Genomic DNA, 25,810 nt, shown 5'->3' with positions numbered 1-25,810 from the left:
GATATCACTTGTCTAGAGCGTCTTTATAATGCATGCGGCAAACAGAAACATACCTGTCATTACCGCCAATAACGACCTGATCACCGTCAGCAATTGCCCTGCCAGTCTCATCAGTACGAATCACCATATTGGCCTTTCTCCCGCAATGACAGATAGTTTTCAGTTCAACCAGCTTATCCGCCCATGCAAGAAGATATTTAGAACCTTCAAATAGCTCACCAAGAAAATCAGTACGCAGCCCGTAACACAAAACAGGGATGTTCAATTTATCCACAACTTCAGTGATCTGGTATACCTGAGCTTTAGTTAAAAACTGACACTCATCGATAAGCAAACAATCAACTTTGTTTGCGCCATGCAAATCAGTCACAGCTGCAAAAATATCATCTTCTGGACCGAAGAGCTGAGCATCAGCCTGTAATCCAATACGTGAACTTACCTTTCCAACACCGTATCGATTATCAATTGCAGCTGTGAAAATAAGTGGGGTCATTCCCCTTTCCTGATAGTTAAATGACGACTGCAATAAGGTGGTCGACTTACCCGCATTCATTGCCGAGTAATAGAAGTAAAGCTGTGCCATTGGCAACTCCAGAAACAAAAATCAGTGCGCATGCTACTTAAAAAAAAGAACTTGTCAAAATCTACAAAAATAACAGCCGAGGGGATTAGCCATATCGACGAAATACGACCTCAAAAAAATTAGGGTATTTTCTTTAATAAATCATCGTTAACAAAGAAATAATGGGCTTCCGAATGGAAGCCCATGAAGAGGAGTTAACACAACCTACCAGGACGCTTTGACAGCCATGAGAAATAAATACACATCAGACAGAAAACGCCAAAAGAAGCGACCAACGCAATAAAGACAGACCCAACCGTGCCCAGAATCAAGTAACCAATACATGAAATGAAGGCTACGGCCAGTGCATACGGCAGCTGAGTCGTTACGTGGTCAATATGGTTACAACGCGCACCAGTTGACGACAGAATCGTGGTATCAGATATTGGCGAACAATGGTCACCAAATACGGCTCCTGCCAAAACAGCAGACAGCATAGGTAGCATCAGACTAATATCAGCAGCAGCAGCCATATCGCCCGCTATTGGCAGCATAATGCCAAAAGTTCCCCATGATGTACCCGTTGAAAAAGCCATCAACGCAGCGAGGAGAAACAGAACGGCGGGAAGAACCTGAACTGGCAAACTGCCTTGAATAAGGCTGGAGAGGTAGCTGCCTGTTGCCATATCGCCGATCACACCGCCGATCGCCCATGCGAACGTCAGGATGAGAATCGCACCAAACATTGACTGCGCACCAGCACTCAACGTTTTGACGATATCAGCCACAGCCAAACCTTGTCTCAGCACCATCAGCAGAGCAGATGCAAAACCAATCAGACCCCCCGTAAGCAAAGATTGACTGACATTGGTGAACTCAAAGGCACCAAGCATAGAAAATGGTTTGCCCTCGGAAGCCAGAGCAGCAGCCCCCGTGTACATCATCATGCCAAATGTCGATAAGATCAGCACGACGATAGGTAATATCAAGTCGGTGATAGTCCCGCGGGAGCTTTCAATAATTCCAAGGTCTTCATCCAAGGATCGAGTCTGAGTTTCATCCTCGTCCTCTTTATTCCCAAGACAAGCTTGATACTCGAAGCGGCGCATCGAACCGATATCAAGTTGAAACCAAACGACAGCAAATACCATTAACAGTGCAAAAATTGCGTAAAAATTCATCGGTAACATTGCCGCAAATGCACTTAGTGGTGAATATTCAGTCACACCATGGCTTATTAAAATCCCACCAATAACAGTAATAATATATGCGCCCCAACTTGAAGCTGGCATAAGAACACACATAGGCGCTGCCGTCGTATCAAGAATATAGGCGAGCTTGGTTCGGGAAACATAAAAGCGATCAGTAACCGGACGACTTATTGCACCAACAGCCAAGCTGTTGAAATAATCATCAATAAATATAAAAACACCAAGAAAAGCAGCAAGTAATTTTGCGCCACGCTTACTTTTAACTCTTTGCTGTGCCCACTCTGCAAATGCTCTTGTACCGCCAGAGAGCGTCAAAAGTGCAGTTGTCATTCCCAATAGGATAAGAAAAGCAATGATACTCATATTGTGAGAATTAATACTCGTACCATCAATAACTATACCTTTGGCTTTATCAGCAATATAAGAAAGGCTACCAAATAGTGAAAAGTCGTTTAATAACAGAGCACCAGAAACAATACCAACGCCTAAAGATAAAAGAACATGGCGAGTTAATATTGCCAAACCCAAAGCTAGGATGGCTGGTAATATTGAAAGGGCAGATGAGGAAAAGTCGATTAAATTCATGATCTCTAAATCAACCATATAGGTTGGAGATCTACTGCAGTGGCTGAAAATCAGCAAGGATAAGAAACCGTTGAATGTTTGATTCCCTTCCTACAGTAGCGCTCCATAGTGAATAACAAAATACTATGGCAGTGTTGTAACTATTCATTAACAACCCCAACAAAACGACGTGATAAATACGTTTTGCTTCGGCGCTATTTCCTTTCATAAGTGATCAAAGGTATCACCCTACTACTGATTACTGATAAATAGCGCACCTCTACGTGCATAAAGCAGGGCGGTATTCTACTCACTGCTTCTGACTTTGCAACCAATAATCTATTGTAAAGCTATCAAAGAAATTTACTTAAAAGTACAGAAAATGCGACATCATATGAGATGTGAGTCTGAGATATACCCCACTAGAACAATTTTTTCACAAATAAAAATTGATGTTATGATGAAAATAAAAATATAAATAAACAATTTTTTTGTTTACGAACACTATTATTTACGAATATAAACAAACTAAAGTTTGCATTATTTATTTTAATGTTGCTACTATTAGCATGATTTTACTCGTTTCGTAAATAAAGGTATTTGATAATGTCGGAAGCACTTAAAGTATTGCTAAACCTGCGCAGCCTGCGTGCGACTGCTCGTGAACTTTCACTTGAGCAACTTCAGGAAGCTCTGGATAAACTTCAGACTGTTGTATCTGAGCGTGAAGAAGCTGAAGCTGAAGTAATGGCGCAAGAGAAAGAACGTCTTGATAAATTAGAGAAGTACCGTGAAATGATGATCAATGACGGTATTGATCCTGAAGAACTACTTTCTTCACTGGGCGGCACAAAATCTAAATCTAAGCGCGCAGCTCGCCCTGCTAAATATAAATTTGTTGATACTGACGGTTTAGAGAAAACATGGACTGGTCAAGGTCGTACTCCTAAAGCTATTAAAGAGGCACTAGACTCTGGAAAAACTATGGACGACTTCCTTATCTAAGGAAATCTTCATTAATCCCCTTGTCTAAAGCCACAATAAGCATACCTTGTTACATGTAGTTACAAATTAAAATGTTTGTATCAAACGACAACTGCGACTGGCATAGTGATATTAAAGAAGAGGCATAGACCTCTTCTTTTTTATATTTACCCACTTATATTGACTGATTTGAAACCAACTCTTTAAGAGCGGTAATATTAGATATTGATATCGCCACGAAGAAAAAATTGCAAAAAGATTCATTTATCGTAATAAAATGAATGATTGTCACAAAAAATCGCACAAATATTGAACAGCCCTGACTGAATTCCAACTCAAATTTAAGACAACCACTCATTTGTAAACCACAGTGTAATATCTGACAATATCCCTTAATTAGCCAAACTTAATCCTGTCAGCTAAATAACTGACCGCAAGGGCAAAATAATGAGAGCGGTTCCAGTCTAATAAACTCTGGTAATTACCATAGACAAGATAACTTCGACCTAAGCCATCGTCAGGCTGAATTAACCAAGCAGTAATATCAAGGTCAGGGAGTGCCGCACCACTATTTTTACGAATGCCCTGAGATTGCCAGAATTGAAGTGAACGACCCTTTTCTTTATCTATGCCAACCAAAGATGGGGATAATCCTTTAGGCACTCGAACTACCCGCCCCCAGGTATAATTATCGTTCCAGCCAGCTTGTTTAAGATAGTTTGCTGAAGACGAAAAAACATCGGGTAAAGAATTCCAGATATCTTTTTTACCATCCTGATTACCGTCAACGGCATAGCGTAAAAATGAACTTGGCATAAACTGATTTTGACCCATTGCACCAGCCCATGAACCTTTAAAATCATTTAGCGATATATGCCCCTCTTGAAGAATTTGGAGAGAAGACATCAATTCCTTTTTAAAGAATGTTTCGCGCCTCCCTTCATAAGCCATCGTAGTGAGTGCATTAACCACACTAAAATTGCCTGTCAAAGAACCAAAATTTGTTTCTATTCCCCACAGCGCAACAATATATCTTGGCTGAACACCATACTCCTCACCGACGCTTGAAAGCAGTTGTTTATGCTTACTGAACATCGCCTTGGCTTTATCTACTTTCCACTTAGGGACTGCCCGTTGAATATAGGTATCCAATGTCAGTTTTTTTTCTGGTTGATTACGGTCAGCTTTTACTGCTCTTGCTTTGTATTTTACATTTTTGAAAGCATCATCAACCAACTGAGCATTGATACCGGAGGCAATCGCGTCTTTCTTTAATCCCAGCACATAATCATCAAATGACTGACGTGCATGAGCACTGGTTGCAGATAAAGTGAGTATCGAACCAATAATTAAATGAAACATTCCTTTGCGCATTTTACCCTCACTATAGTTTTGTATTTTGCGCCCTTATATGTGCCAGAGCCTGATCGGGTGCAGGAGGCATTTGTAAAAAGAATCCCTCATCAATCAAACTCTGACGAACCTTATTGATGTCAACAATCGCAAGCTTTTCACGCTTAGCAAGGTTTAGCATCATAGCAAACTGAGGCTTACCGAAGTTTGACAACAAAAGTTCAGGAACATCACTGAAATCATCTTTATTTTTTACATAAAGATACATACTTTCTTTTTTTGGGCTTTTATAGATGGCACAGAACATTAAAGAAACCTCATACAACTCAAAACCCGGAATGCGCATCCGGCTAAAAATCTCCAACTATAAATAGAAGGCGATCAGAAAAACACCTTTAAGATGGCGATAAAACAGTCACAAAAAGCCATTACACTTGCTGCCTGTTGTCAGTGAATATACCATGCTAAAAACAGTCTGATAATGCGCACTTGCGCATTATTTCTCTGGCATGCCGGAACATTTCCTTATGACAAAAAATGCTGAACTCAAAGGCAGTTCATTTACATTATCCGTTCTGCATCTCATGGATAATAACCTAAGTGATGCGGTGAGTTTTCTTTGTGAAAAAGTCGAACAGGCACCTGCTTTTTTTGATGGTGCGCCTGTCGTAATAGATATTTCAAGACTACATACTTGCCCAGATTTTTCACGTTTACAGCAAGCTGTTAATTCAACGGGAATGATCCTTGTTGGTCTAACCGGGTGCAAAAATAACGACATACGTAATGCAGCAAAGCAACACGGGCTGGCCGTTATGTCATCGGCTAAATCTTCACGAGTGAATGATCCAGTGCTGACACCAACAAAAGTGGTCACCACACCTATTCGTTCGGGCCAACAAATCTATGCAAAAAATGCCGACCTGGTCGTGCTGAACCATGTCAGTGCGGGCGCGGAAGTGATTGCTGACGGTAGCATTCATATCTACGGTGTGCTCCGTGGCCGTGCAATTGCCGGGGCAACGGGTCAAAGAGAGGCAAAAATATTCTGTCAGGACCTGCAATCAGAATTATTGTCGATTGCAGGAACGTACTCGCTGAGTGACACTATACCCAGCGAACTTATCCAAAACGCTGCCAGAGTTTATCTGGATGGTGATGCACTAAGAATTGAACACCTCACATTATAAATACCAAGTTAGGAAAGAGGCATGGCGAGAGTTATTGTAATTACTTCGGGGAAAGGTGGGGTCGGTAAAACAACCTCAAGCGCAGCAATTGCCACAGGGTTGGCCATTGCTGGCAAAAAGACAGCAGTAATCGATTTTGATATAGGGCTTAGAAATCTTGACCTGATCATGGGCTGCGAGCGCCGTGTTGTGTATGACTTCGTTAATGTCATCAATGGCGAAGCTAATCTGCATCAAGCACTCATCAAAGATAAACGTCACGAGCAACTCTATGTATTGCCAGCATCTCAGACACGCGATAAAGACGCCCTGACGAAAGAAGGTGTTGGCCGGGTACTCGATGACCTGAAAGCCATGGATTTTGATTTCATCATCTGTGACTCTCCTGCAGGTATCGAAGCAGGCGCGTTGATGGCGTTGTACTTCGCTGATGAGGCAATCGTTACTACCAATCCAGAAGTTTCATCAGTTCGCGATTCTGACCGTATTCTAGGTATTCTGGACTCCAAATCGCGCCGGGCAGAATCCGGTGAGGACCCGGTGAAAACTCACCTGCTTCTCACCCGCTATAATCCGGTAAGAGTCGCCAATGGCGAGATGCTGAGTGTATCTGATGTAGAGGAAATCCTCCGTATTCCTTTACTGAGTGTGATACCTGAAAGCCCCTCGGTTCTCCATGCCTCTAACAAAGGTGAACCTGTAATACTGGATCAGGAATCAGATGCTGGTCAGGCTTATCAGGATGCAATCACCCGCTTGCTTGGCGGCGAATGCCCATTCCGTTTTCTGGAAGAGGAGAAAAAGGGCTTCCTGAAAAGACTTTTTGGAGGATAAGGCATGGCATTACTCGAATTTTTCAGGCCATCGAAAAAAACGTCTGCCTCTGTTGCCAAAGAGAGGCTGCAAATCATTGTTGCTGAGAGGCGCAGCGCGGGTAATAACCAACCCTCTTATTTGCCGCAGCTCAAACAGGACATCATGAACGTGATCAGGAAATATGTTGAGATAACGCCTGAACAAGTCAATGTTCAGCTCGAACAACGTGATGATGATCTGTCGGTGTTGGAACTGAACGTGACATTACCTGACGAAGATAAATAAAAGAACCGGCCATCAAGGCCGGTTTTTTATTTTTTATCGAGCAGTGGCATCACACGTGATGACAGAAGTTCATCACGCCAACCAGATAATAAATCCGGGCATTTGTCAGGTGATCTATCATGTACCCATGCCCACTTTATCGCCTGATTAATTTGCTTTTTTGACCCAATGAATTCAGGTACCAGCCCCGAGCTTTCCGCAACTGCATTAATCTCGTCTTTCACAACCTTAACCAGTTGCTTGTAACCAGGCATATCAACCAGCCGAGAAATAGGCTCGGGATGATATTCACTCGGCAATTTGTCTGCCTCATGAGCCATGCCAATTAAACGCTTACCGTGACGTTCAATCTCAAACCGATCAAACCCTTCTTCTATCATATGGTCCAGTGAGCGAATCTTATATCTCGCCATTTTCCATAAATGCAGTTCTTTCACGACAAAGTTAAGAGCCAAATCTCGGCGCTGTGCCTCTTTTAAACGCCACTTTGCCAGCTTCTGCAAGACTGCAAGCTGCTCAGGGCGCAATTGCCAGGCGTTTTTAATATCTAGGTAAGCTTTTTCAGGGTCGGGCTGTCGGGCTCGCTTTTGACAGATCAATTCACACTCTTGACTGACTGCCTGTTGCCAGCCTGTCTCACGGATTTTCTCAGCTAAAAGGTGGTAAAGAGGATAGAGATAAAATACGTCAGCTGCCGCGTATTCTAACTGGCGCTGAGTGAGAGGCCGGGCACACCAGTCAGTGCGAGCTTCCCCTTTATCCAAAGTAACAACGAGATATTCCTCGACCAAGGTTGCAAATCCAGTCGATAGACCATGACCAAGGAAAGCCGCCATCACCTGAGTGTCCAGCATTGGCGAAGGCATCACTCCAGCATGATGCTGAAAAACTTCAAGATCTTCGCTACACGCATGGAGGACTTTAATCACCGACTGATCACTGAGAAGCGCCCAAAGCGGGCTAAGGTCGTTTAACTCAATCGGGTCAATCAAAGAAAGTTGCTTGCCATCATAAAGCTGGATCAGCCCTAAACGGGGGTAAAGGGTCCGCGTCCGAACGAACTCCGTATCAAGCATGACAGCATCACATTGACGGGCTTGCTCGCAAACTCTCGCCAGTGTTTCTGTGTCTGAAATAATTTCAAAATTCACACATTTTTCCAATCATCTGGTTATCAGCAACCACTGCCGATAAGACAGACATGCTGGCAGAAGCCAGCATGTCTCGGGTTACCTAATTGTAAGCCCTAGGGCGATAGTCTGCATTAATGGGCAGCACTTTTCTCTTTATCCGCCTCACGAAGTACACGCCGTAAAATTTTACCGACATTGGATTTAGGTAGTTCATCGTAGAACTCAACCACTTTGGGCACTTTGTAGCCAGTAAGGTGTTCTCGGCAATGCTTGATCACCTCATCACGGGTCAGGCTGTCGTCCCGCTTCACAATACACAACTTGACCACTTCACCGGAAACGTCGTGGGGCTGACCAATAGCAGCGACCTCCAACACTTTCTTGTTCAGTGCAACGACATCTTCGATCTCATTGGGATAGACGTTAAAACCGGAGACCAGGATCATATCCTTTTTGCGGTCGACGATGTGCATGAAGCCATCTTCATCAAAACGGACAACATCACCCGTCGATAGCCAGCCGTCTTCAGTCAGCACGTCTTTTGTAGCACCCGGCCGTTGCCAGTAACCCTGCATGACCTGAGGCCCCTTCACTTGAAGTTCACCTACCTGATCATTGCCCACAACCTTACCTTCATCATCGACGATACGAACATCAGTGGAAGGAACCGGTAAACCGATAGAACCGTTATAACCATCAAGGTCATAAGGATTTACGGCGACCAGAGGTGACGACTCAGTCAAGCCATAACCTTCCATCAAATGCGTACCCGTTTCCGAATACCAGCTTTCTGCAACAGCACGCTGTACAGCCATGCCGCCACCTATGGTCAGTTTGAGTTTAGAAAAATCTAGTTCTTTAAAATCCTCATTGTTCAACAACGCATTGAACAGCGTATTAACGCCTGTCATGGCTGTGAACGGATTTTGTTTCAGTTCTTTTATAAAACCCGGAATATCTCTCGGGTTAGTGATCAACAGGTTTCTGCCACCCGTTTCAATAAAAAGCAAACAGTTTACAGTCAGTGCAAACACGTGATAAAGCGGTAAAGCCGTCACCACCAGCTCACGACCGTTTTCAATCACAGGGCCGTAACAAGCTTTCGCCTGCATAACGTTAGCAACCATATTTCTATGGGTTAACACTGCTCCTTTAGCAACGCCCGTCGTTCCGCCTGTATATTGAAGAAATGCAACATCATCGCCACTCAAAAATGGTTTCACGTACTGTAATCGACGACCTTTTGACAGAACCGTTCGCATCGAGGTCGCCTGCGGAAGGTTAAAGTCAGGTACCATTTTCTTGATGTACTTAACGACAAAGTTGACGACAGTCCCTTTTGCTCTCGGCAACTGGTCGCCGACGCTGGTGAGGATCACATGCCGAACGCCTGTGTTCTTTACCACTTTTTCGAGGGTATGGGCGAAATTTGAGACGATGACAATGGCAGCGGCACCAGAGTCAGTCAGCTGATGCTCTAGCTCTCGAGGTGTGTATAGCGGGTTAACATTCACCGCGACACAACCCGCACGAAGGATGCCAAATAGCGCAATCGGGTACTGCAACAGGTTTGGCATCATGATAGCGACACGGTCACCTTTTTTCAGTTTCAGTTCATTCTGCAAGTACGCTGCAAAAGCACGACTGCGCTCTTCAAGCTTGCGGAAGGTCATCACCTGTCCCATGTTGATGAAAGCCGTCTGGTCAGCATAGTTCTGTACTGACTTTTCTAACATTTCAACCAGGGACGGATAGGCGTCCGGCGAGATCTCAGCCGGTACATCCGATGGGTAGCGGTTAAGCCAAACCTTATCCACTTGCAATCTCCTATTTATTTCTTCGGGTCGGTATACCCGTATATAGATGCGAAGGATACCAACACGGAACATTTAACTCCATGCGTGAATGCCATGGTATTGATAAAGTAAACACCAAAAATCATAAATTCTTTGTAAAGCTTAGTTTTAAATAGGTGTTTAACTCTAATTACAACATGTCACACAAATAATTAACATTTGGGCGGTCACATAAGGGCGTTTTATTCTTGGGTTGTTGATGTCTTCTCTGGGTGAAGCTCTCAATTTCAGACTTAGATACGTTGAGAGGCATGAAAGGTAAACGGTAATTTATGTCTCAACTCTCTCGACAAAACTCAGTATCTCTTCCACTGTCTTAGCAGGACTCTGAAGGTGACAATGATGAGCGCCATCAATAAAACGCGTCTCTAACTCACTGAACCAGTTTTTTCTGTCCTGTGCCTGAGGTTCTCGGAGTTGCGGATAGCCATCATCTCCCAGTAATAAAAGAACAGGACATTTAATTCCCCGGATCACCTGCTCAGCCTGTCGGGCCGTCATCCTAAAATTGGATTCACTCCGTAATCTTGGATCATGACGCCAAAGCCATTGCTCGCCATTAAAGACTGTTCCCCTTTCCACCAGCGGACGAATCGCTGCATCCGGGACTTTGTTGATACCCATTCGGAGTTTTACACCTTCATCAACACTCGACAAAGGTCTTAACGGCTTTATCCTGTCTCTGCCTTCCGCACTGCGACGAAGACGCTCAAGTACTTTATCATCGCGCTCTGACATTGGCCCCAGAGCCTCAATCATCACCAGACCCTTTACCTTTTCCGGCCAGGCTGCACACCAGCAACTGGCAACCATTGCGCCAAGTGAGTGACCAACGATATAAAGTGGTCTGCCATCAAGTGGTAACTGAATGACAAGCTGATTAAGATCATCGGCATAGTCGAAAAATGGATAAAAATACCCCTCACCTTTGTGGTCAGAGAGACCGTGTCCGGGCCAATCCACCATAACCAGATCGGCATGCTGTGATAATGCCTCGGCCAGTGGTGCAAAGCTGCCGCTGTTATCCTGCCAGCCGTGAAGCATAACAAGTACAGGGCGTGGTTTTGCAGTCAAAAACGTCTGGGCAGCAATATTGCCATGACGCAGGGGAAACTGGGTTTCGTTCAACATTATCTGACGCCTGAATAAGGGTTATCTGAAGTAACAATCAGGCTGACTGAAATATCAGTGAGATGCAAGTCAGCGATAAATAGACATTGATGCCGAAGGGCTAATAACCCATCCAGACACCGTTGACGACGGGATTTATATGCAATCTATCTTATTGACGACGACACTAATTAGAACGTCAAACGTAGATGTCTACCCCAAATAAGTCTTCCAACTGCTCCCGCTTGGCCTGATTTTGCACGTCGTGGTAGCTGGCCAGTGCATTCTGGCCGCGACCGTCAGGTCGGTCATAATGAATTTGCTGGTAAGCATCGCCAGCCATTTCGGGATTTTTTAATCCTTTCGATACCGCTCTGGCCACTATTGTCTGGTTTCTTCCATTATCAGCCTCAACGCTGGGCTGAGAGTGACTCGTCCGGTCTGACGGACGCGAAATCGGCTGAGGCAGACCATGAATTGCTACCATAGATGACCTTATTCAGTTAGTGGTTTACTCTCGACCCGGTAGCTTCTTCCAGGTCACAGTATCTCTGAGGTAAATCGGGCTCGCTAATTCGGCGGCTACAGCCTCTCCCCGGGACAAAGCAAAGTCTGCAAGTGCTACCATATCCTGTGACTCTGGGAACAATACGCCCTCTTTGCTTACTGATAAGTTTAGCCTTTCTGCCAGATCTGGGTAGGCCTGCCATCCTGTTCCAGCTAACAGCCACTGACCATCGAGGTTTTCAGGACAGAATTGCTCTGGGCGCGTAACAGCTTCGGGATGGTTTTCTAACCAGTCGCCATTATTCTGTCGGGTAAACTGCGCAACATATATTTCATTCATTCTGGCATCTATTGCGCTGATCACCTGCTCGCCACCCTGAAGACGGTGCACTTGCTCAGCCATCGCTGCTAACGTCGAGATACCCACCATAGGTAAATCAGCACCAAATGCTAATCCCTGCGCAATACCAATACCGATTCGTACGCCAGTAAAGCTACCGGGACCGCGACCAAATGCCAGTGCGTCCAGTTGGTTCAGAGTGATCCCACCCTCTGCCAGTACCTCATCGACCATTGGAAGTACCTTGGTGGTGTGCTCTCGGGGAGCCATTTCACAACGGGCAATTACATCGTCACCGATTTTTAATGCGACGGAACAATTTTCGGTGGCCGTATCTACAGCCAAGATCTTAGATGTCATTTACACCTCAGGGGTTGGCGATGCATCCGCATCAAACTTGCTATCTTGATTTATCTCAGCCAAAAAATGACTGACATTGCCCAAATCCCGAGTTCGAGGGATAGGCGGTAAACTGCGCAGGAAGGTATCACCATATTGACGGCTGACCAAGCGGTTATCACAAATCACCAGTGCTCCGTGGTCGCTTTGGTCACGAATTAATCGCCCCACCCCCTGCTTCAAGGTGATCACCGCATCAGGGATTTGAACTTGCGAAAAAGCATCACCACCACGCAGTCGGCAATCCTCTATTCGCGCTTTCAACAATGGGTCGTCCGGGGCGGTAAACGGCAGCTTGTCGATAATAACACAGCTCAGCGCCTGCCCTCTTACGTCTACGCCCTCCCAGAAGGCACCTGTCGCGACTAAAAGTGCATTGCCCAGCTCAAGGAACTCGGCCAATAGCCTCTGTTTGGATGTTTCCCCCTGCGCCAAAACCGGTAAGTCGAGCGTCTCGCGAAACCCTGCTGACAAGCTTCTCACCATATGGTGAGAAGTACAGAGAAAGAAGCATCGACCTTGGTTTTTTTCAATTACTGGTGTCAACATCTCAATCAGGGTATTAGCGAGTCCCGGGCTATTGGGTTCAGGTAAGAAACGAGGAACACATAAAATAGCCTGTGAGGAATAATCAAAGGGGCTTGGCAGAGCAAACTGTTTGGCGGGCTCAAGCCCCAGTCGATGGCTGAAATGTGAAAAGTCATCCTCAACAGCCAATGTCGCGGAGGTGAATATCCATGCTCCCACCTGTATCTGGATTTGTTCTCTGAATTTTTCGGCTACTGATAGTGGCGTAATGTTTAGGGTGAAATGCATTTTGCTGCATTCGTACCAGTAGGAGTAACCCGGAATTGTTGTATCACAGAGCCGCGCTAATCTCGCTTTAAACACTATGGTTCGTTCAAACGCTGCATCTAACAACTGACAACGCCCCAAAGACAGCTTCAGGACTTCCTCCGCCAGCTCCAATGCATCGGTGAGGCGCACTAACTCACGAGCAATGGCTGGTGATCCCACCATATCACGCCAATTGCCCCGGAAGCCGGGCTCACCCAAAACTATTCTCAGGTCTGCTGCTGCGCCGTAAAGGCGGTCTGCAACCTTCTCCAACTGTTTGGTGTCCCTCAGCTCAGTGCGGTAAGCAATATTGATATCTTTAGCCAATTCCTGCAGTTGTCGGCTGGACAAGCTCTGACCGAAATACTGACTCGCAATATCCGGGATTTGGTGCGCCTCATCGAAAACAAACACCTCAGCCTCAGGGATAAGCTCGCCGAACCCGGTTTCCTTAATGGCCAGATCGGCAAGAAAAAGGTGATGGTTAACCACAACAACATCCGCATCCATCGCGCGCTGCCGCGCCTTGACGACAAAACAGTCCTGATAACTGGGGCATTCTTTGCCAAGGCAGTTATCATTTGTTGAAGTGATACTGGGGATCACCGGACTGTCTTCAGCCAGATCATCACACTCCCCAAGATCTCCGGTTTTGGTCTCAGATGACCAACTGCGTACTTTGACCAGTTGCGATAACAAGGTAGGGTCAGCATGACCATCATGGCTCTCAACCATCTGGCGGGAAAGCCGTTCTGGACAGAGATAATTGGCGCGTCCTTTGAGGAGAGCGACTTGGCCTGAATATCCCAATGTCTCAGTCATTAACGGCAAGTCACGGTGGAAAAGCTGCTCTTGAAGGTTCTTTGATCCGGTACTGATGATCGTTTTTTTTCCGCTCAACAATGCGGGAGCCAAATATGCGTAGGTCTTCCCTGTACCTGTGCCTGCCTCAACAACCAGTTGGCTGTTATCTGTGATTGCCTGATATACAGCCTCAGCCATATCAGTTTGAGGTTGTCGTGGCTGAAAGCCCGGGATGGCCTTGGCCAGGGCACCGTTACGTGAGAAAACCTGTGAGATCATTGTCTATATATACAGTATTTTTATGGACAGGCATTATGCCAACAAATCCTATTCCGAGCTATGTAAACAAGAAGAAGTGTTGGCACCCTCGCAGCAATCAATCAGGCCGATGTCAGATTATTTGCTTTGGTTTATGCCACTGACTCAACCTGATACATAGATTTCAGAGCCGATTCCATGCCCCACCCAACAAGTAGAATGCAAAAGAGGGTTTTGAGAACATGTGGTAGTCGACACCCACTCTGGTCATACATCAGTTACAAACTATATGCATCAGTATCAACTTATTCTTTTTTTTCTCTTCATTGAGAATATAGCGGTGATAAGGCTTTAAATATAATTGCAGCAGACAATTTTCAAACAAATAAAAATTCGCAACGAGGGATATCAATCAAAAATAAAAAAATAACTAATTAAATCAGAATATTAAATAAATAATATTAGGCGATAACAATAAAGCCAAACTATTCAAACGAAGACAAAAATAGAATTTTTTTGTCAAAAAACGTCATTACGCCGCATCACCAAGAAGAACCCCATAATATTCTCAAACCTGATACTCAGCTAAGTTGATCTTTCTTCTTATTCTACTAAAACTGACTACATTCGTTTTCAGATTGTTGGTACTGCGGGTATTTATTTCAAGCGAGATGAATAGAGACTGGGGCAGTTGCATGACGGTGTAAAACCATTAGTCGAACTCAGAAACGGGGTTGTTTACTCGCAGTTAACTGTCAGCAGATGGACTCAATATATTTCACAGCGTCGTTTCGAACATAGATCTTGGAGAAATGGCAACGTACACAAGAGGGCTGCAGCCGTGTCTCAGAGTCACCACAGTCACACCCGGGCAGGTGAAGCACCCGATTCAATACCTGTTGTCAGAGAGATGGACTTTGAATTAATAACAAGCGTACCGAAATTTTTGGTGAAAGATTGCAGTTTTTTGAGCGGTTTTTTTTATTTTTTGTCTGCCGTCTTTCCACCTGGCGAGGCCTATTTTATTCGCTCTGTTCAGCATTACAGTAAAAGAATACATGACTCAACACTGAAAGTGCAGGTTGAAGCGTTCATCGCACAAGAGGCGCACCACGGTAAGCAACACAGGATGATCAACGACATCATTGAAAAAAGCACTGAATTTTCGTCCTCAAAAGTGACGGCAACCAGTATCAGGAAGACCCGTGGGCTGACGAAAAGGTACCCTGCAGCAATTAACCTTGCCGCAACAGTCGCCCTTGAGCATTTAACCGCAGTGCTTGGCGCCTACTTCCTTCGAAACGAGTCAATCAGACATGGCGTGCATAAAGACATGCACAATATGTTGGTTTGGCATTCGATTGAAGAAATAGAGCACAAAGCCGTTGCATTTAATGTGTATCAGAAGACGGTCAACAAACCCGGTCTTCTGCGATGGGTGGGCGGGGTGTCAATGCTTCAACTTTTGGTAGGTGCGGCGCTTGGTGCAGCAGTCCACACATTCAAACAGAAACGTTTTTTCAAGTGGCAAGAATGGAAAACTGCGTGGAAATATTCTTTTGGTCAACAAGGAGTATTCAGACGTATCTGGCCAGAATTAAAACGTTTTTTAAAAAAAGGATTTCACCCAGACAAGGTTGACGACAGCGAGCTGCTTGAGAAGTGGACGGAATATATCAAAACATATCAGCAAAACAAGCGTGAATACTCAGACATAAATTGATTTTGATGAGAGGAACTCAGGAATGGCCGAAATATTAGATGTAGTGATTATAGGAGCTGGGATATCCGGTATCACAGCCACCTATCATCTACAAAAATACAGTCCAGGTAAAAAGTTTGTGATTCTGGAGCGTAGAGAAAACATCGGAGGCACATGGGATCTCTTCAAATATCCGGGCATCCGTTCTGACTCTGATATGTACACCTTTGGTTTTAATTTTAAACCCTGGCTTGGGGAGAGATCGATAACGCCGGGTGACACCATTCTCTCTTACATTAAGGAGACGGCTTCCGAAATTGAGATGAATGAGAAGATTCGCTTCAATCGAAAGGTGATCGAAACGAGATGGTCCAGTAAAAAAGGATACTGGACGGTTACCATTCAACATGGTGAAGACGTCGAAATCATCAAGACGCGTTTTATCATCTCGTGTGCCGGTTATTACGATTACGACCAAGGCTATGACCCCGGTTTCGAGGGAAGAGAACGCTTCAATGGTGATATTATTCACCCACAATTCTGGCCAGAGAACTACGATTATACTGGGAAGAAAGTGGTGATCATTGGCAGTGGAGCAACGGCGGTGACTATGGTTCCTGCAATGACAGACAAAGCTGCCCACGTCACCATGCTGCAGCGCTCACCCACCTACATGGGATATAGACCTGCCGTTGATATCTTTGCAAAATGGGCGCGCCGATTGTTGCCAGAAAAATTGGCTTACGAGGCGTCTCGTTGGAAGAATATTTTATACACCATCATGGTGTACACCATCAGTAGAAAATCCCCCGCTCTAATGAAAAAAATATTGCTGGGTATGATCCGAAGAGAGCTTGGTGGACATCTTGATGTCGACAAACACTTTGTCCCAACTTATAACCCTTGGGATCAGCGTTTATGTGCTGTCGCCGATGGCGACTTATACAAAGCAATACGCTCAGGGAAAGCAGGTGTAGTGACTGATCACATAGAAACATTTGATGAGACAGGCATTCAACTCAAATCCGGCGAGCGTATTGATGCAGACCTCATCGTTACAGCAACCGGACTCATCCTCAAGCCGCTCGGTGGTATTAAAGTGTTCATGGATGATGACGAAGTCGATTACGGTTCGGTAATGAACTACAAAGGGTTGATGGCCAGCGGTATCCCAAATTATGCCGCTATTTTCGGTTACACCAACAACTCATGGACGCTTAAGGCCGATCTGTCGGCAAAGTACATTACCCGCCTATTAAATTATATGGATGAAAACGGCTACGATTATTGTCAGCCGGAGCTGAAAGGAGCATATGTCAGAGAAGAACCCATTGAGGATCTGCAAGCTGGCTATTTCAAACGGGCTGCTCATTTGCTGCCAAAACAAGGCCATATCCGACCCTGGAAACTTTACCAAAACTATATTCAGGATATGATTAATCTGAAATATCAAAATGTTGAAGACAAAGCCATGACCTTCTACAAAATAGAAGACCATAAAAGCACAGTGAATCAACCTCCACAGGCTTCTGCCCATACAGCCTGATGTTTGGGGGAATGGCAGCGGATGTCATTCCCCGTTAAATCCTGTTTTTAATACGCCCGAGCTTATTCATCTCTGCCATGCACTCAACTGGCTAAGTTTTCTGCTACTTTTATCTTTTCCAACCGAAATATATTCGGTGAACACTTTGTCATATCACCCGTTTGAGTCGAGTTAGACTTTGACCTGACTCAGATTAATCAGTACAACGAATGAGAGCTGTGACGCGTAAACAGCCTTAGCAATTTACCTGAACTGCGTTGAGGTTCTGGCTTTGGTCGTTGTAAGTGCCAGTAAAATAATGAAACCCGTTTATATTCAGGCAAAAACATGGAACGAAAAATACTGCTTAACGACTGTCCCGATGAAAAAGGGCTTATCGCGAAAATTACCAATATCTGTTACAAGCACCAGCTCAATATTATTCAGAATAACGAGTATGTTGATAACGAAACGGGTCGGTTTTTTATGCGTACCGAGCTTGAAGGCATTTTCTGTGATGAACCCTTTTTGACCGATATCGATCAAGCCCTACCTAAGGGAAGCCGTCGCCAGCTGATTGATTCAAAGCGAAAACGGATTGTTATTCTGGTGACAAAAGAATCGCACTGTCTTGGTGATATTTTGATGAAGGCCTTTGATGGCTCGTTGGATGTCGACATTCAAGCAGTCATTGGAAACCATGATAACCTTTGCGCGTTGACAGAGAAATTCTGTATCCCCTTCCACCTTGTCAGCCATGAAGCAAAAGATCGCGATACGCATGAACAGGAACTGATCGCCGCCATCGACCGATATCAGCCGGACTACATCGTGCTGGCTAAATACATGCGGATACTCACACCTGACTTTGTTGCCCGTTACCCGCACCGTATCATCAACATTCATCACAGCTTTTTGCCTGCTTTCATTGGCGCACGCCCTTATCATCAAGCGTATTCAAGAGGCGTTAAAATTATTGGTGCAACGGCACACTTTGTCACTAACGACCTCGATGAAGGACCGATTGTCGGACAAAACGTGATTCACGTTGACCACACGTTCAACGCCGAAGAAATGGCGAGGGCGGGAAGAGATGTTGAGAAATCGGTTTTGAGTCAGGCCCTGCATCAAATTCTTGAAGACAGAGTCTTCGTGCAGGGCAACAAAACAGTCATTCTGTAACTACAAATTGAGGATCAGCGAGCGATGTAGAAGGAGTGACTGACAAACATCATCCTCTTTGCTGATCTCACTTTTCACTGGCAATCACATCCTCCAGAGAAACCGGGTGAAGTTTAATACAGACATCGCCTGCCTTAAAAGCAACGGTTGGATTGGGGATGCGCTCACCCTCGCCTGCCGGTGAACTCAATTTTACCTTTACCCCCCTAGATGCCAACGTATCCCATCTGTCTGCAAGTGCTGGAAACATTGTAAGAAGTTCAGACAGGTAGGTGTCCGCGTCTGTCGCGTCTGATGGCACGACAAATTCAACATGCTCCCACCCTTGATGGGGGTACCGTTTTGCTGCCGGGTAAGGTAACTCAACACAATCCACCAGCCACTCACCAAATGAAAATGACTGTGTCTCTTTGATGACGACAATAGGCCTGCCATTGATTTCCTTGTCTGAAATCACTTTTCCGTGCAGTGACCAGTTTTGATGAAGCTCGCTGGCAAGACACTGCTCGTTAACACGGAGGGCAATATGATCGGCTTGATAGGACGACAAATCCAGACCCAGTTTGCTTATCAATGTTTTAATGCGTTGATGAAAACGAGGCAAGTCCAGTTTTAATTCTTCAATTGAGAGGGTTGGGTTCATTGTAATTATTCACGGAAATTCACTACTGGGTAACTCTAACACGCCTATTACAGGTATCCAGAATGAATTTATCGACCCCATATTGAGTAAGGTTCCATAAAGCTTTTATGCTATTTGTCAGAATGTTATGTTGTAGAGTGAATAATATTTAGCCGAACAGAAAGAAATAACACCAACTTTTAGTCTGAAACACGCAGCAGTCCTCATGAATCAGCACGTTAGGAACATCATAGTGTCACTCAGGCCTGATGAAATTTAATCGTGATTGAGTTCAAATTTCGCTTGCACTTGTGCGTGCCTTTATTGGTATCATTAGCGGTTATATATCCAAGTAACCGTAAAGCTGGGACATCAGGCGACTTGGCTATCACCCCCAGCCCAGAATGGAATATCTGGTATCGGCGCTAAAGCCGTCAACAATGCCGTAACAAGAATTGACCATGTGGGTATTGTTGACGGATTTTTTGCTTTAGTGCGAAGCAAACACGCTCATTTAGTCGGTTGGTCGCAGGGTCTGTGCAGGCTAACCGCTATTAATATATCAAGGTAAGTAAGTGAATATTCAAGCTCTTCTTAACGAAAAAGTTTCTGCAGCCCTAGTGGCCGCTGGCGCCCCTGAAGGAAGCCCGGCAGCCGTACGTCAATCCGCTAAACCTCAGTTTGGTGATTATCAGGCAAATGGCGTCATGGGTGTGGCGAAAAAACTTGGTACTAACCCGCGTGAGTTTGCGCAGAAAGTCATTGAAGTGCTGGATATTGATGGCATTGCTGCAAAAACCGAAATTGCAGGCCCGGGCTTTATCAATATTTTCCTTAGCACAGCATGGCTCGCTGAGCAGGCTGAATCGGCACTGGCAGACAGCCGTCTCGGCGTAGAAAGCGCAGAGAAACAAAACATCATTGTTGATTATTCTGCTCCTAATGTTGCTAAAGAGATGCACGTTGGTCACCTTCGTTCAACCATCATAGGTGACGCAGTTGTCCGCACACTCGAGTTTCTTGGTCATAATGTTATCCGCGCTAACCATCTCGGTGACTGGGGTACGCAATTCGGGATGTTAATCGCGAACCTAGAGCGTCATGAAGCTGAGGGCGGCGATATCTCGATGGACCTTAGCGATATCGAAGGTTTCTATCGTGAATCGAAAAAACTCTATGACGAAGACGAAGAATTCGCGCAAACAGCGAGAAACTATGTTGTTCGCCTTCAAAGTGGTGATGAGTACTGCAAAGAAAAATGGCAGCAACTGGTTAAAATTACACTTGAGCAGAACCAACGCAACTATGACCGCTTGAACGTATCGCTGACCGACAAAGATGTGATGGGCGAAAGCATGTATAACGACATGCTGGCTGGTGTTGTTGAAGACCTGAAAGCAAAAGGCATCGCCGTTGAAGATGATGGCGCTCAAGTTGTCTTCCTTGATGAATTTAAGAATAAAGATGGCGAAGCGATGGGTGTGATCATCCAGAAGCGTGACGGTGGCTACCTGTATACGACTACAGACATTGCCTGTGCGAAGTATCGTTATGAGCAGCTAAATGCTGATCGCGTACTTTATTTCATTGATTCACGCCAGCATCAACACCTCATGCAGGCTTGGTCTATCGTTCGCAAAGCGGGCTACATCCCAGAATCAGTGAGCCTTGAGCACCACGCATTTGGCATGATGCTGGGTAAAGACGGCCGCCCATTTAAAACCCGTGCTGGCGGTACTGTTCGCCTTGCAGATCTATTGGATGAAGCAGAAATCCGCGCATCCAAGTTGATTGAAGAAAAAAATCCTGAAATGTCGGCAGAAGAAAAAGCGCAGATTGCCGAAACAGTTGCAATGGCAGCCGTTAAGTATGCAGACCTCTCTAAGCACCGCACCACAGATTACATCTTCGACTGGGACAACATGCTTGCATTCGAAGGTAATACTGCGCCGTACATGCAATATGCCTATACCCGTGTAGCTTCTATCTTTGCTAAAGCAGGCCTGGATACAGACAACCTTGACGGTGCCATCATCGTTACCGAAGAGAAAGAGAAAGCGCTGGTGTCTAAGCTGTTGCAGTTTGAAGAAGCGGTTCAGTCTGTCGCTCGTGAAGGTCAGCCACACATCATGTGTAGCTACCTGTTTGAGCTGGCGGGTAACTTCTCAAGCTTCTACGAAGCGTGCCCAATCCTGAGTTCAGAGGGTGAAACTCGCCAAAGCCGTCTGAAGCTTGCCGCCCTGACAGCAAAAACTATCAAACAAGGTTTGTCGCTGCTGGGTATCAATACGCTGGAACGCATGTAATATCCAAGCTCAATGCCTTATAGCAAAAAAGCCCCTCTTCGGGGCTTTTTCTTTAAAGGTATGAACGAACAGATTATTACCAGGTGCTATTGGCCGAATCTGGCTCCACCTTCATTGAGCCAGCGTATTTCCTCTTCGCTTGATAACCTCCCCAAAGTAGAATTTCGATGGGGAAACCGACCAAACTGAGCGATGATATCGTGATGTTTTTTAGCAAAATCGAAGAAGTTTTCAAAGACGGCTTTGTGCTCTGGTGCAACCAGTTTTGCCAGCTGACTAAAACGAAATAATGACTCTTCTTGATCTTCAAGCGACTCAGAGTGCTCCAGAGGTAAATAGAAAAACACTCTCTGAATAGCGGGTAAACGGGAATCAAATCCTTTCGCAAGGCCCTTTTTGCAAATGGCCAGTGCAAATTCATCATGACGGAATGCAGCTCCGATGCCGCGATAAATATTGCGAGTAAACTGATCGAGTAACACGATCAATGCCAGCATCCCCTCAGGCGTATCCATCCATTCTGTCAATTTTCCCTGCCCTGCTTGACTGACAATATCCTGAAATTTGTCTTTGATTTGCTGGTCGACATCCTGTCCCCCTGTAAACCATAGTTTCTGGCGGTTTTCTTTGGTCACATCTCCCTCAAGCTCACCAAACCAGAAATGGAGTATTTCATTTTTGTCCATAGCGACTTGTACTCCTATTACGGGAACAAATTGAAGTTTTCTCCTTTAGATTAACGATTGCCAGGGAAAACAAACGTAATTTTCATAAACTCTAGTGAAAATTTGTGACGTTACATAAAATTGTACGAAATATTAAGTAACGCCGTCTCAATATACCCAACCATTTTAGATGAATGATCGACTGAACTGCCTGTTCATCAAATACCACTGAAATTAAAACAAAAGCGCCAATTAACCGATTGAACGATGACGGCAAACTCAGGTAACAAATCAGCGATTCGCAACGTGGCAACGAGTCAATGAGAGGATGCCTCTTATTAACAAACGGTAATATCTTTACACCTACACCAAGAACTTTTAGGGTTAGAGTTTATCCTTGTAGCAGTATTTTTTATGACATTTGCACTTCACTCTCGGTTAGAACAAGACACCACGGTTATTGGCGACTTCCCTTTATGTCGGGTCCTTTTGAGTAAAGAGGATATCGGTCCGTGGCTAATACTGGTACCCAAAATAGATAATCTTAGAGAGATTCATCACCTACCACATGAGCAGCAAATCCAACTTATTTCAGAGTCGTCTGCTGTTGCCTCGATACTCGAATCGTCTACCAATGCCGATAAAATTAACATCGGCGCACTAGGCAATATGGTGCCGCAACTCCATATCCACCATATCGCCCGCTTTAAAAATGATATCGCGTGGCCGGGCCCTGTGTGGGGAAATACACAGGGCATTCAGAGAGGTAAAGAGGCACAAGAAGAAGTATGCGCTAAATGGCGCGACCAACTGTCAAAGGTTGAGGGCTTTATCCCCGCAAATAGCCAATAAAGAAAGGGGGTCTTTCGACCCCACTTTATTCTGCTAATAACTCAGTTGGGATATCACCAAATGTCTGTCCCTGACTGTCAAAAAACTCTGCGAACAATATTTGCATATAACTGTTATGACGAAAATCAAGGCTCTGCCCCGTATCGGGATCAGGATTCGTTGGCCCGATAACAGAGGTGTGAACAGCATCACTGTTAAACTTAACAATATTTCTGTCCCCTTTCGCTTGATTCGACGCCTGATCAATAGATGGTAAACCAAGTAATTTAGCCAAAGGTTCAGACCCCGAAAAGGGTGAATTATCTATGCTATTTGATAGAAACAAGTCATCTTCTACCTGAAAAGCTAGAATAGGAATTTCTCCAAGAGAATAACTGCCATCCTGATTTTTAAGCTTCGCATAGTTATGAGGATCGACAGAATCGAGCATCATTTGCGCGGCAAAAGAGAACAGGACAAACTGCTCCTCAAGAAACACCTGAACATCACTAAGCTCTGCGGAATTTTGCGCCGCGACAACAAATTCAGCGTAGCACTGCCCGAGATCATCAGAGAGTTGGCTGTCACATACCTCACCGGCACTCTCCATATAATTGCGGTAGCCTTTGCTTTGGGCTTCCGAAATAAAATGTTTCACCGTTAACTCGAATTCACTGGAGTTGAGCAAAGTATCTGAGATACCGGCACTGACAGTCGCCATGGCAATCGAAGAAAAATTTAACGACGCATGGTCAACATCACTACCATCGTCATTTTGCGCAATCGCAACCGCGGTCAGGCCTGCCACCCCCCCGAGAGAATGTGCCATAAAGCTCGGTGGCTCAGTATTCATTGCTTCAAGCGGCGTCCCCACTAATGCACCAGTATCTTGTGCAATATCAACGGCCAATCGTAAGCCCAGTAAGTCGTAAACCGTCTGATAGAAAACAGATTTACCTACAGCCATATTCTGCAAAGCAATGTAAGCAGTAGGGTCGACATTCGCAGACCGTTCTTCATCAAGACTTCGCTCACCGTGCAAAGGTAAATCAATCACCAGAATAGCAAGGTTAGCAGAATCGCCTCGGATCCATGAAAAGTCGGGATCAATCCCGAACAAGGTCAGTATATCTCCAAAAATATTAATAAATGGCTGAAATGAACCTACCAGTCCAGTCCAAAATGATGACAAACGATTAAGCGCAATCATGCGTGGCGCCATAGCAAGCACTGTCTCTTTTGAGGCGATAACAGCATGTTTGTAGATAACCAAATTAAGAGGCTTATCTGGCGCTAGTGTTTGGGGGGTGATGAGGAGAAATGGCACATCTTCAAGTCGTTGAACTGCAGGATATGGACTGTACCGGGTAATATTTCCCACTGTAGAGGGGACTGAACCTCCATCAATAACGACTGTGTCCGGATGACTCCCATCAGCCAGACGAATATCCGCCCCAAGCAATTTAATCATTTCATCTTGTTTATGCAGAATGTCCATCGATGCGATGAGTTCTGGCTCAACACTCAGTGTGTTCAGTTGACGGGTAATGGCTGCGCGATCTTCAGGTTCGCCCTTGTTAAGGAGGTGGCTGAGTGTGTATATGTTTGGTGATGCTGGCCTTGCACGTAACGAACGCCAGTTATCATCTGAATAGAGAAAATATGGCAAACTCACTTTACCTGTCGTCACCTGCATTTTGACTCCGCCAAGCAGTGGATCGAGTAATGCAAGGCCACCATTAAGGTCCAGCAGTAACTGTTTCAGTGGCGAGGGTCCGCTACCAGGCTGCGGTGCATCCCCCCCGGCCTGAGATACAACATACTTATCAAAATTTTGGTCTGCACTTAAAAATGAGCCAAAGTCCTGCGTGTTATCGAACGACATTTGGTAGGCACGACTGAGGTCAACGTTATTGGGATTGGCCTTGCTCCCTTTCCACAAGGTCTCTAAGCCCCCCTGCTCGACCGACTTCAGCATGGCATATTTGGTCGATTTCAGATCATCGCCAATTGATTGGGTAGTAAACCAACCTGAGAAAATAATGTCTTCCGATTCAATATCGAAGCTCTCAGTACTGTGATCATCAAGGATCTCATTCAGGCTGACGGTGATCCGTGATGCTCGGTTCAACCTGTCACCAAGAGCGGGTGTTGTTCCAGTGGCAAGGGTTGCATAAGCGCGTGAGGTTCCGACAGGCACACCGTCTCTATCCCGAACAGCATCGGTCACTACATAGATGTACTCGCTTTTAGCATCAAGCAATTCCAGAGGTTGGATAAATAAGTTTTTGCCACGGGTATAAGCAGATACCGGAATTTCCGCTGTTATTTCGGGAGTACCTTTGTCAAAACTTTGGTTAATTCTGAACAGGTGAACCCCCTCTGTTATGGTTTGCTGTTCCTCTGGAAAGCCTTTGCCTGAAAAACCCACTTGAATAAACTTACTGACAGACCAACCATCCAGTGTGCTTAACGAGTGAAATGGATTTTCAAGACTACTGTCCGTACCATAATCTGCAGGTAGGTTAACTGTGCCATCCAGAGAGTCCTGAATAATAAAATAAGGCCTTGGCAAATCTTCTCCCGGACCTCCCAGAATAAACGTCACCTTCGTTTGCGCATTCAAACTGCCATCAAACTGCGGTAGGAACAGCGTTTCCGTTTCGGCCCCTTCATTCTTCGGCTTAGCATCGCAACCAGTAAGGACAACAAAACAAAAAACAAACAGAATTTGAAAGTAATAACTGACACTTAATGTTTTCATCTCT

The 25,810-nt window shown here is 45.1% G+C and carries 22 protein-coding genes and 1 riboswitch; of the genes, 9 read left to right on the top strand and 13 right to left on the bottom strand.

Features of this window, described 5'->3' with window-relative positions; all coding sequences use genetic code 11:
• Positions 1 to 4: 4 nt before the first annotated feature.
• A complete protein-coding gene (locus A8L45_RS02170; RefSeq protein WP_068898747.1) occupies positions 5 to 583 on the bottom strand; it encodes a thymidine kinase in 579 nt (192 codons plus the stop codon).
• A gap of 194 nt (positions 584 to 777) precedes the next feature.
• Complete coding sequence (locus A8L45_RS02165; RefSeq protein WP_068898991.1) at positions 778 to 2,358, bottom strand: Na+/H+ antiporter NhaC family protein; 1,581 nt, start codon at positions 2,356 to 2,358, stop codon at positions 778 to 780.
• Positions 2,359 to 2,446: 88 nt separating this feature from the next.
• Positions 2,447 to 2,628: riboswitch (Lysine riboswitch) on the bottom strand.
• 315 nt (positions 2,629 to 2,943) lie between these two features.
• Here A8L45_RS02165 and A8L45_RS02160 point away from each other — a divergent pair.
• A complete protein-coding gene (locus tag A8L45_RS02160; protein WP_068898745.1) occupies positions 2,944 to 3,342 on the top strand; it encodes an H-NS family histone-like protein in 399 nt (132 codons plus the stop codon).
• A gap of 375 nt (positions 3,343 to 3,717) precedes the next feature.
• On the opposite strand, the gene A8L45_RS02155 is transcribed toward A8L45_RS02160, so the two are convergent.
• The gene (locus A8L45_RS02155; protein WP_068898743.1) at positions 3,718 to 4,695 is read right to left on the bottom strand and encodes a lytic murein transglycosylase; all 978 of its coding nucleotides are present in this window, start codon (positions 4,693 to 4,695) and stop codon (positions 3,718 to 3,720) included.
• Positions 4,696 to 4,705: 10 nt separating this feature from the next.
• Complete coding sequence (locus tag A8L45_RS02150) at positions 4,706 to 5,020, bottom strand: YcgL domain-containing protein (RefSeq protein WP_432416285.1); 315 nt, start codon at positions 5,018 to 5,020, stop codon at positions 4,706 to 4,708.
• Positions 5,021 to 5,201: 181 nt separating this feature from the next.
• Between A8L45_RS02150 and minC the strand changes: the two genes are divergently transcribed.
• The 3 genes from minC to minE are packed head-to-tail and all read left to right on the top strand — an operon-like array spanning position 5,202 to position 6,965.
• Positions 5,202 to 5,864, top strand: a complete 663-nt coding sequence (gene minC / locus A8L45_RS02145) for a septum site-determining protein MinC (protein WP_068898741.1) — start codon at positions 5,202 to 5,204, stop codon at positions 5,862 to 5,864.
• A gap of 21 nt (positions 5,865 to 5,885) precedes the next feature.
• The gene (minD, locus tag A8L45_RS02140; RefSeq protein WP_068898739.1) at positions 5,886 to 6,698 is read left to right on the top strand and encodes a septum site-determining protein MinD; all 813 of its coding nucleotides are present in this window, start codon (positions 5,886 to 5,888) and stop codon (positions 6,696 to 6,698) included.
• A 3-nt stretch (positions 6,699 to 6,701) separates the two neighbouring features.
• On the top strand, positions 6,702 to 6,965 hold the full coding sequence (minE, locus tag A8L45_RS02135) for a cell division topological specificity factor MinE (protein WP_068898737.1): 264 nt from the start codon (positions 6,702 to 6,704) through the stop codon (positions 6,963 to 6,965).
• A gap of 26 nt (positions 6,966 to 6,991) precedes the next feature.
• Here the strand turns inward: minE and rnd are convergent, their stop codons facing one another.
• The 6 genes from rnd to yoaA all read right to left on the bottom strand — a co-directional run bounded on the left by rnd (position 6,992) and on the right by yoaA (position 14,230).
• Positions 6,992 to 8,116, bottom strand: a complete 1,125-nt coding sequence (rnd, locus tag A8L45_RS02130) for a ribonuclease D (RefSeq protein ID WP_068898735.1) — start codon at positions 8,114 to 8,116, stop codon at positions 6,992 to 6,994.
• A gap of 113 nt (positions 8,117 to 8,229) precedes the next feature.
• A complete protein-coding gene (gene fadD, locus A8L45_RS02125; protein WP_068898733.1) occupies positions 8,230 to 9,915 on the bottom strand; it encodes a long-chain-fatty-acid--CoA ligase FadD in 1,686 nt (561 codons plus the stop codon).
• Positions 9,916 to 10,224: 309 nt separating this feature from the next.
• Positions 10,225 to 11,085: an alpha/beta fold hydrolase gene (locus A8L45_RS02120; protein WP_245680626.1), complete on the bottom strand. Its 861-nt coding sequence runs from the start codon at positions 11,083 to 11,085 to the stop codon at positions 10,225 to 10,227.
• A gap of 178 nt (positions 11,086 to 11,263) precedes the next feature.
• A complete protein-coding gene (locus tag A8L45_RS02115) occupies positions 11,264 to 11,551 on the bottom strand; it encodes a chromosome segregation ATPase (RefSeq protein WP_068898729.1) in 288 nt (95 codons plus the stop codon).
• A 24-nt stretch (positions 11,552 to 11,575) separates the two neighbouring features.
• Entirely contained in the window at positions 11,576 to 12,271 is a 696-nt protein-coding gene (tsaB, locus tag A8L45_RS02110) for a tRNA (adenosine(37)-N6)-threonylcarbamoyltransferase complex dimerization subunit type 1 TsaB (RefSeq protein ID WP_068898728.1), read from the bottom strand.
• Positions 12,272 to 14,230, bottom strand: coding sequence for a DNA repair helicase YoaA (gene yoaA / locus A8L45_RS02105; RefSeq protein ID WP_068898726.1), 1,959 nt, complete (start codon positions 14,228 to 14,230; stop codon positions 12,272 to 12,274).
• 820 nt (positions 14,231 to 15,050) lie between these two features.
• Between yoaA and A8L45_RS02100 the strand changes: the two genes are divergently transcribed.
• The 3 genes from A8L45_RS02100 to purU all read left to right on the top strand — a co-directional run bounded on the left by A8L45_RS02100 (position 15,051) and on the right by purU (position 18,618).
• Positions 15,051 to 15,932 (top strand): metal-dependent hydrolase, encoded by an 882-nt coding sequence (locus A8L45_RS02100; protein WP_139122283.1) that lies wholly within the window; start codon positions 15,051 to 15,053, stop codon positions 15,930 to 15,932.
• A gap of 22 nt (positions 15,933 to 15,954) precedes the next feature.
• A complete protein-coding gene (locus A8L45_RS02095; protein WP_068898722.1) occupies positions 15,955 to 17,457 on the top strand; it encodes a flavin-containing monooxygenase in 1,503 nt (500 codons plus the stop codon).
• A gap of 327 nt (positions 17,458 to 17,784) precedes the next feature.
• Positions 17,785 to 18,618 (top strand): formyltetrahydrofolate deformylase, encoded by an 834-nt coding sequence (purU, locus tag A8L45_RS02090; protein ID WP_068898720.1) that lies wholly within the window; start codon positions 17,785 to 17,787, stop codon positions 18,616 to 18,618.
• Between the two features lie 67 nt (positions 18,619 to 18,685).
• Here purU and A8L45_RS02085 read toward each other — a convergent pair whose 3' ends face one another.
• Entirely contained in the window at positions 18,686 to 19,261 is a 576-nt protein-coding gene (locus A8L45_RS02085; RefSeq protein WP_068898718.1) for a VOC family protein, read from the bottom strand.
• 554 nt (positions 19,262 to 19,815) lie between these two features.
• Here A8L45_RS02085 and argS point away from each other — a divergent pair.
• Entirely contained in the window at positions 19,816 to 21,546 is a 1,731-nt protein-coding gene (gene argS, locus A8L45_RS02080; RefSeq protein ID WP_068898716.1) for an arginine--tRNA ligase, read from the top strand.
• An 86-nt stretch (positions 21,547 to 21,632) separates the two neighbouring features.
• Here the strand turns inward: argS and A8L45_RS02075 are convergent, their stop codons facing one another.
• Positions 21,633 to 22,232, bottom strand: a complete 600-nt coding sequence (locus A8L45_RS02075; protein ID WP_068898714.1) for a DUF924 family protein — start codon at positions 22,230 to 22,232, stop codon at positions 21,633 to 21,635.
• Positions 22,233 to 22,625: 393 nt separating this feature from the next.
• Between A8L45_RS02075 and A8L45_RS02070 the strand changes: the two genes are divergently transcribed.
• Positions 22,626 to 23,063 carry an HIT domain-containing protein gene (locus A8L45_RS02070; RefSeq protein ID WP_068898713.1) on the top strand — a complete coding sequence of 146 codons (438 nt, stop codon included), beginning with the start codon at positions 22,626 to 22,628 and terminating at the stop codon, positions 23,061 to 23,063.
• A 25-nt stretch (positions 23,064 to 23,088) separates the two neighbouring features.
• Here the strand turns inward: A8L45_RS02070 and A8L45_RS02065 are convergent, their stop codons facing one another.
• The gene (locus A8L45_RS02065; protein ID WP_068898711.1) at positions 23,089 to 25,806 is read right to left on the bottom strand and encodes a hypothetical protein; all 2,718 of its coding nucleotides are present in this window, start codon (positions 25,804 to 25,806) and stop codon (positions 23,089 to 23,091) included.
• Positions 25,807 to 25,810 lie beyond the last annotated feature (4 nt).

Source organism: Veronia pacifica (assembly GCF_001707825.1).
GTDB lineage: Bacteria > Pseudomonadota > Gammaproteobacteria > Enterobacterales > Vibrionaceae > Veronia > Veronia pacifica.
The sequence above is the reverse complement of the archived record's forward strand: the minus strand, read 5'-3'. Positions and strand labels throughout refer to the sequence as shown.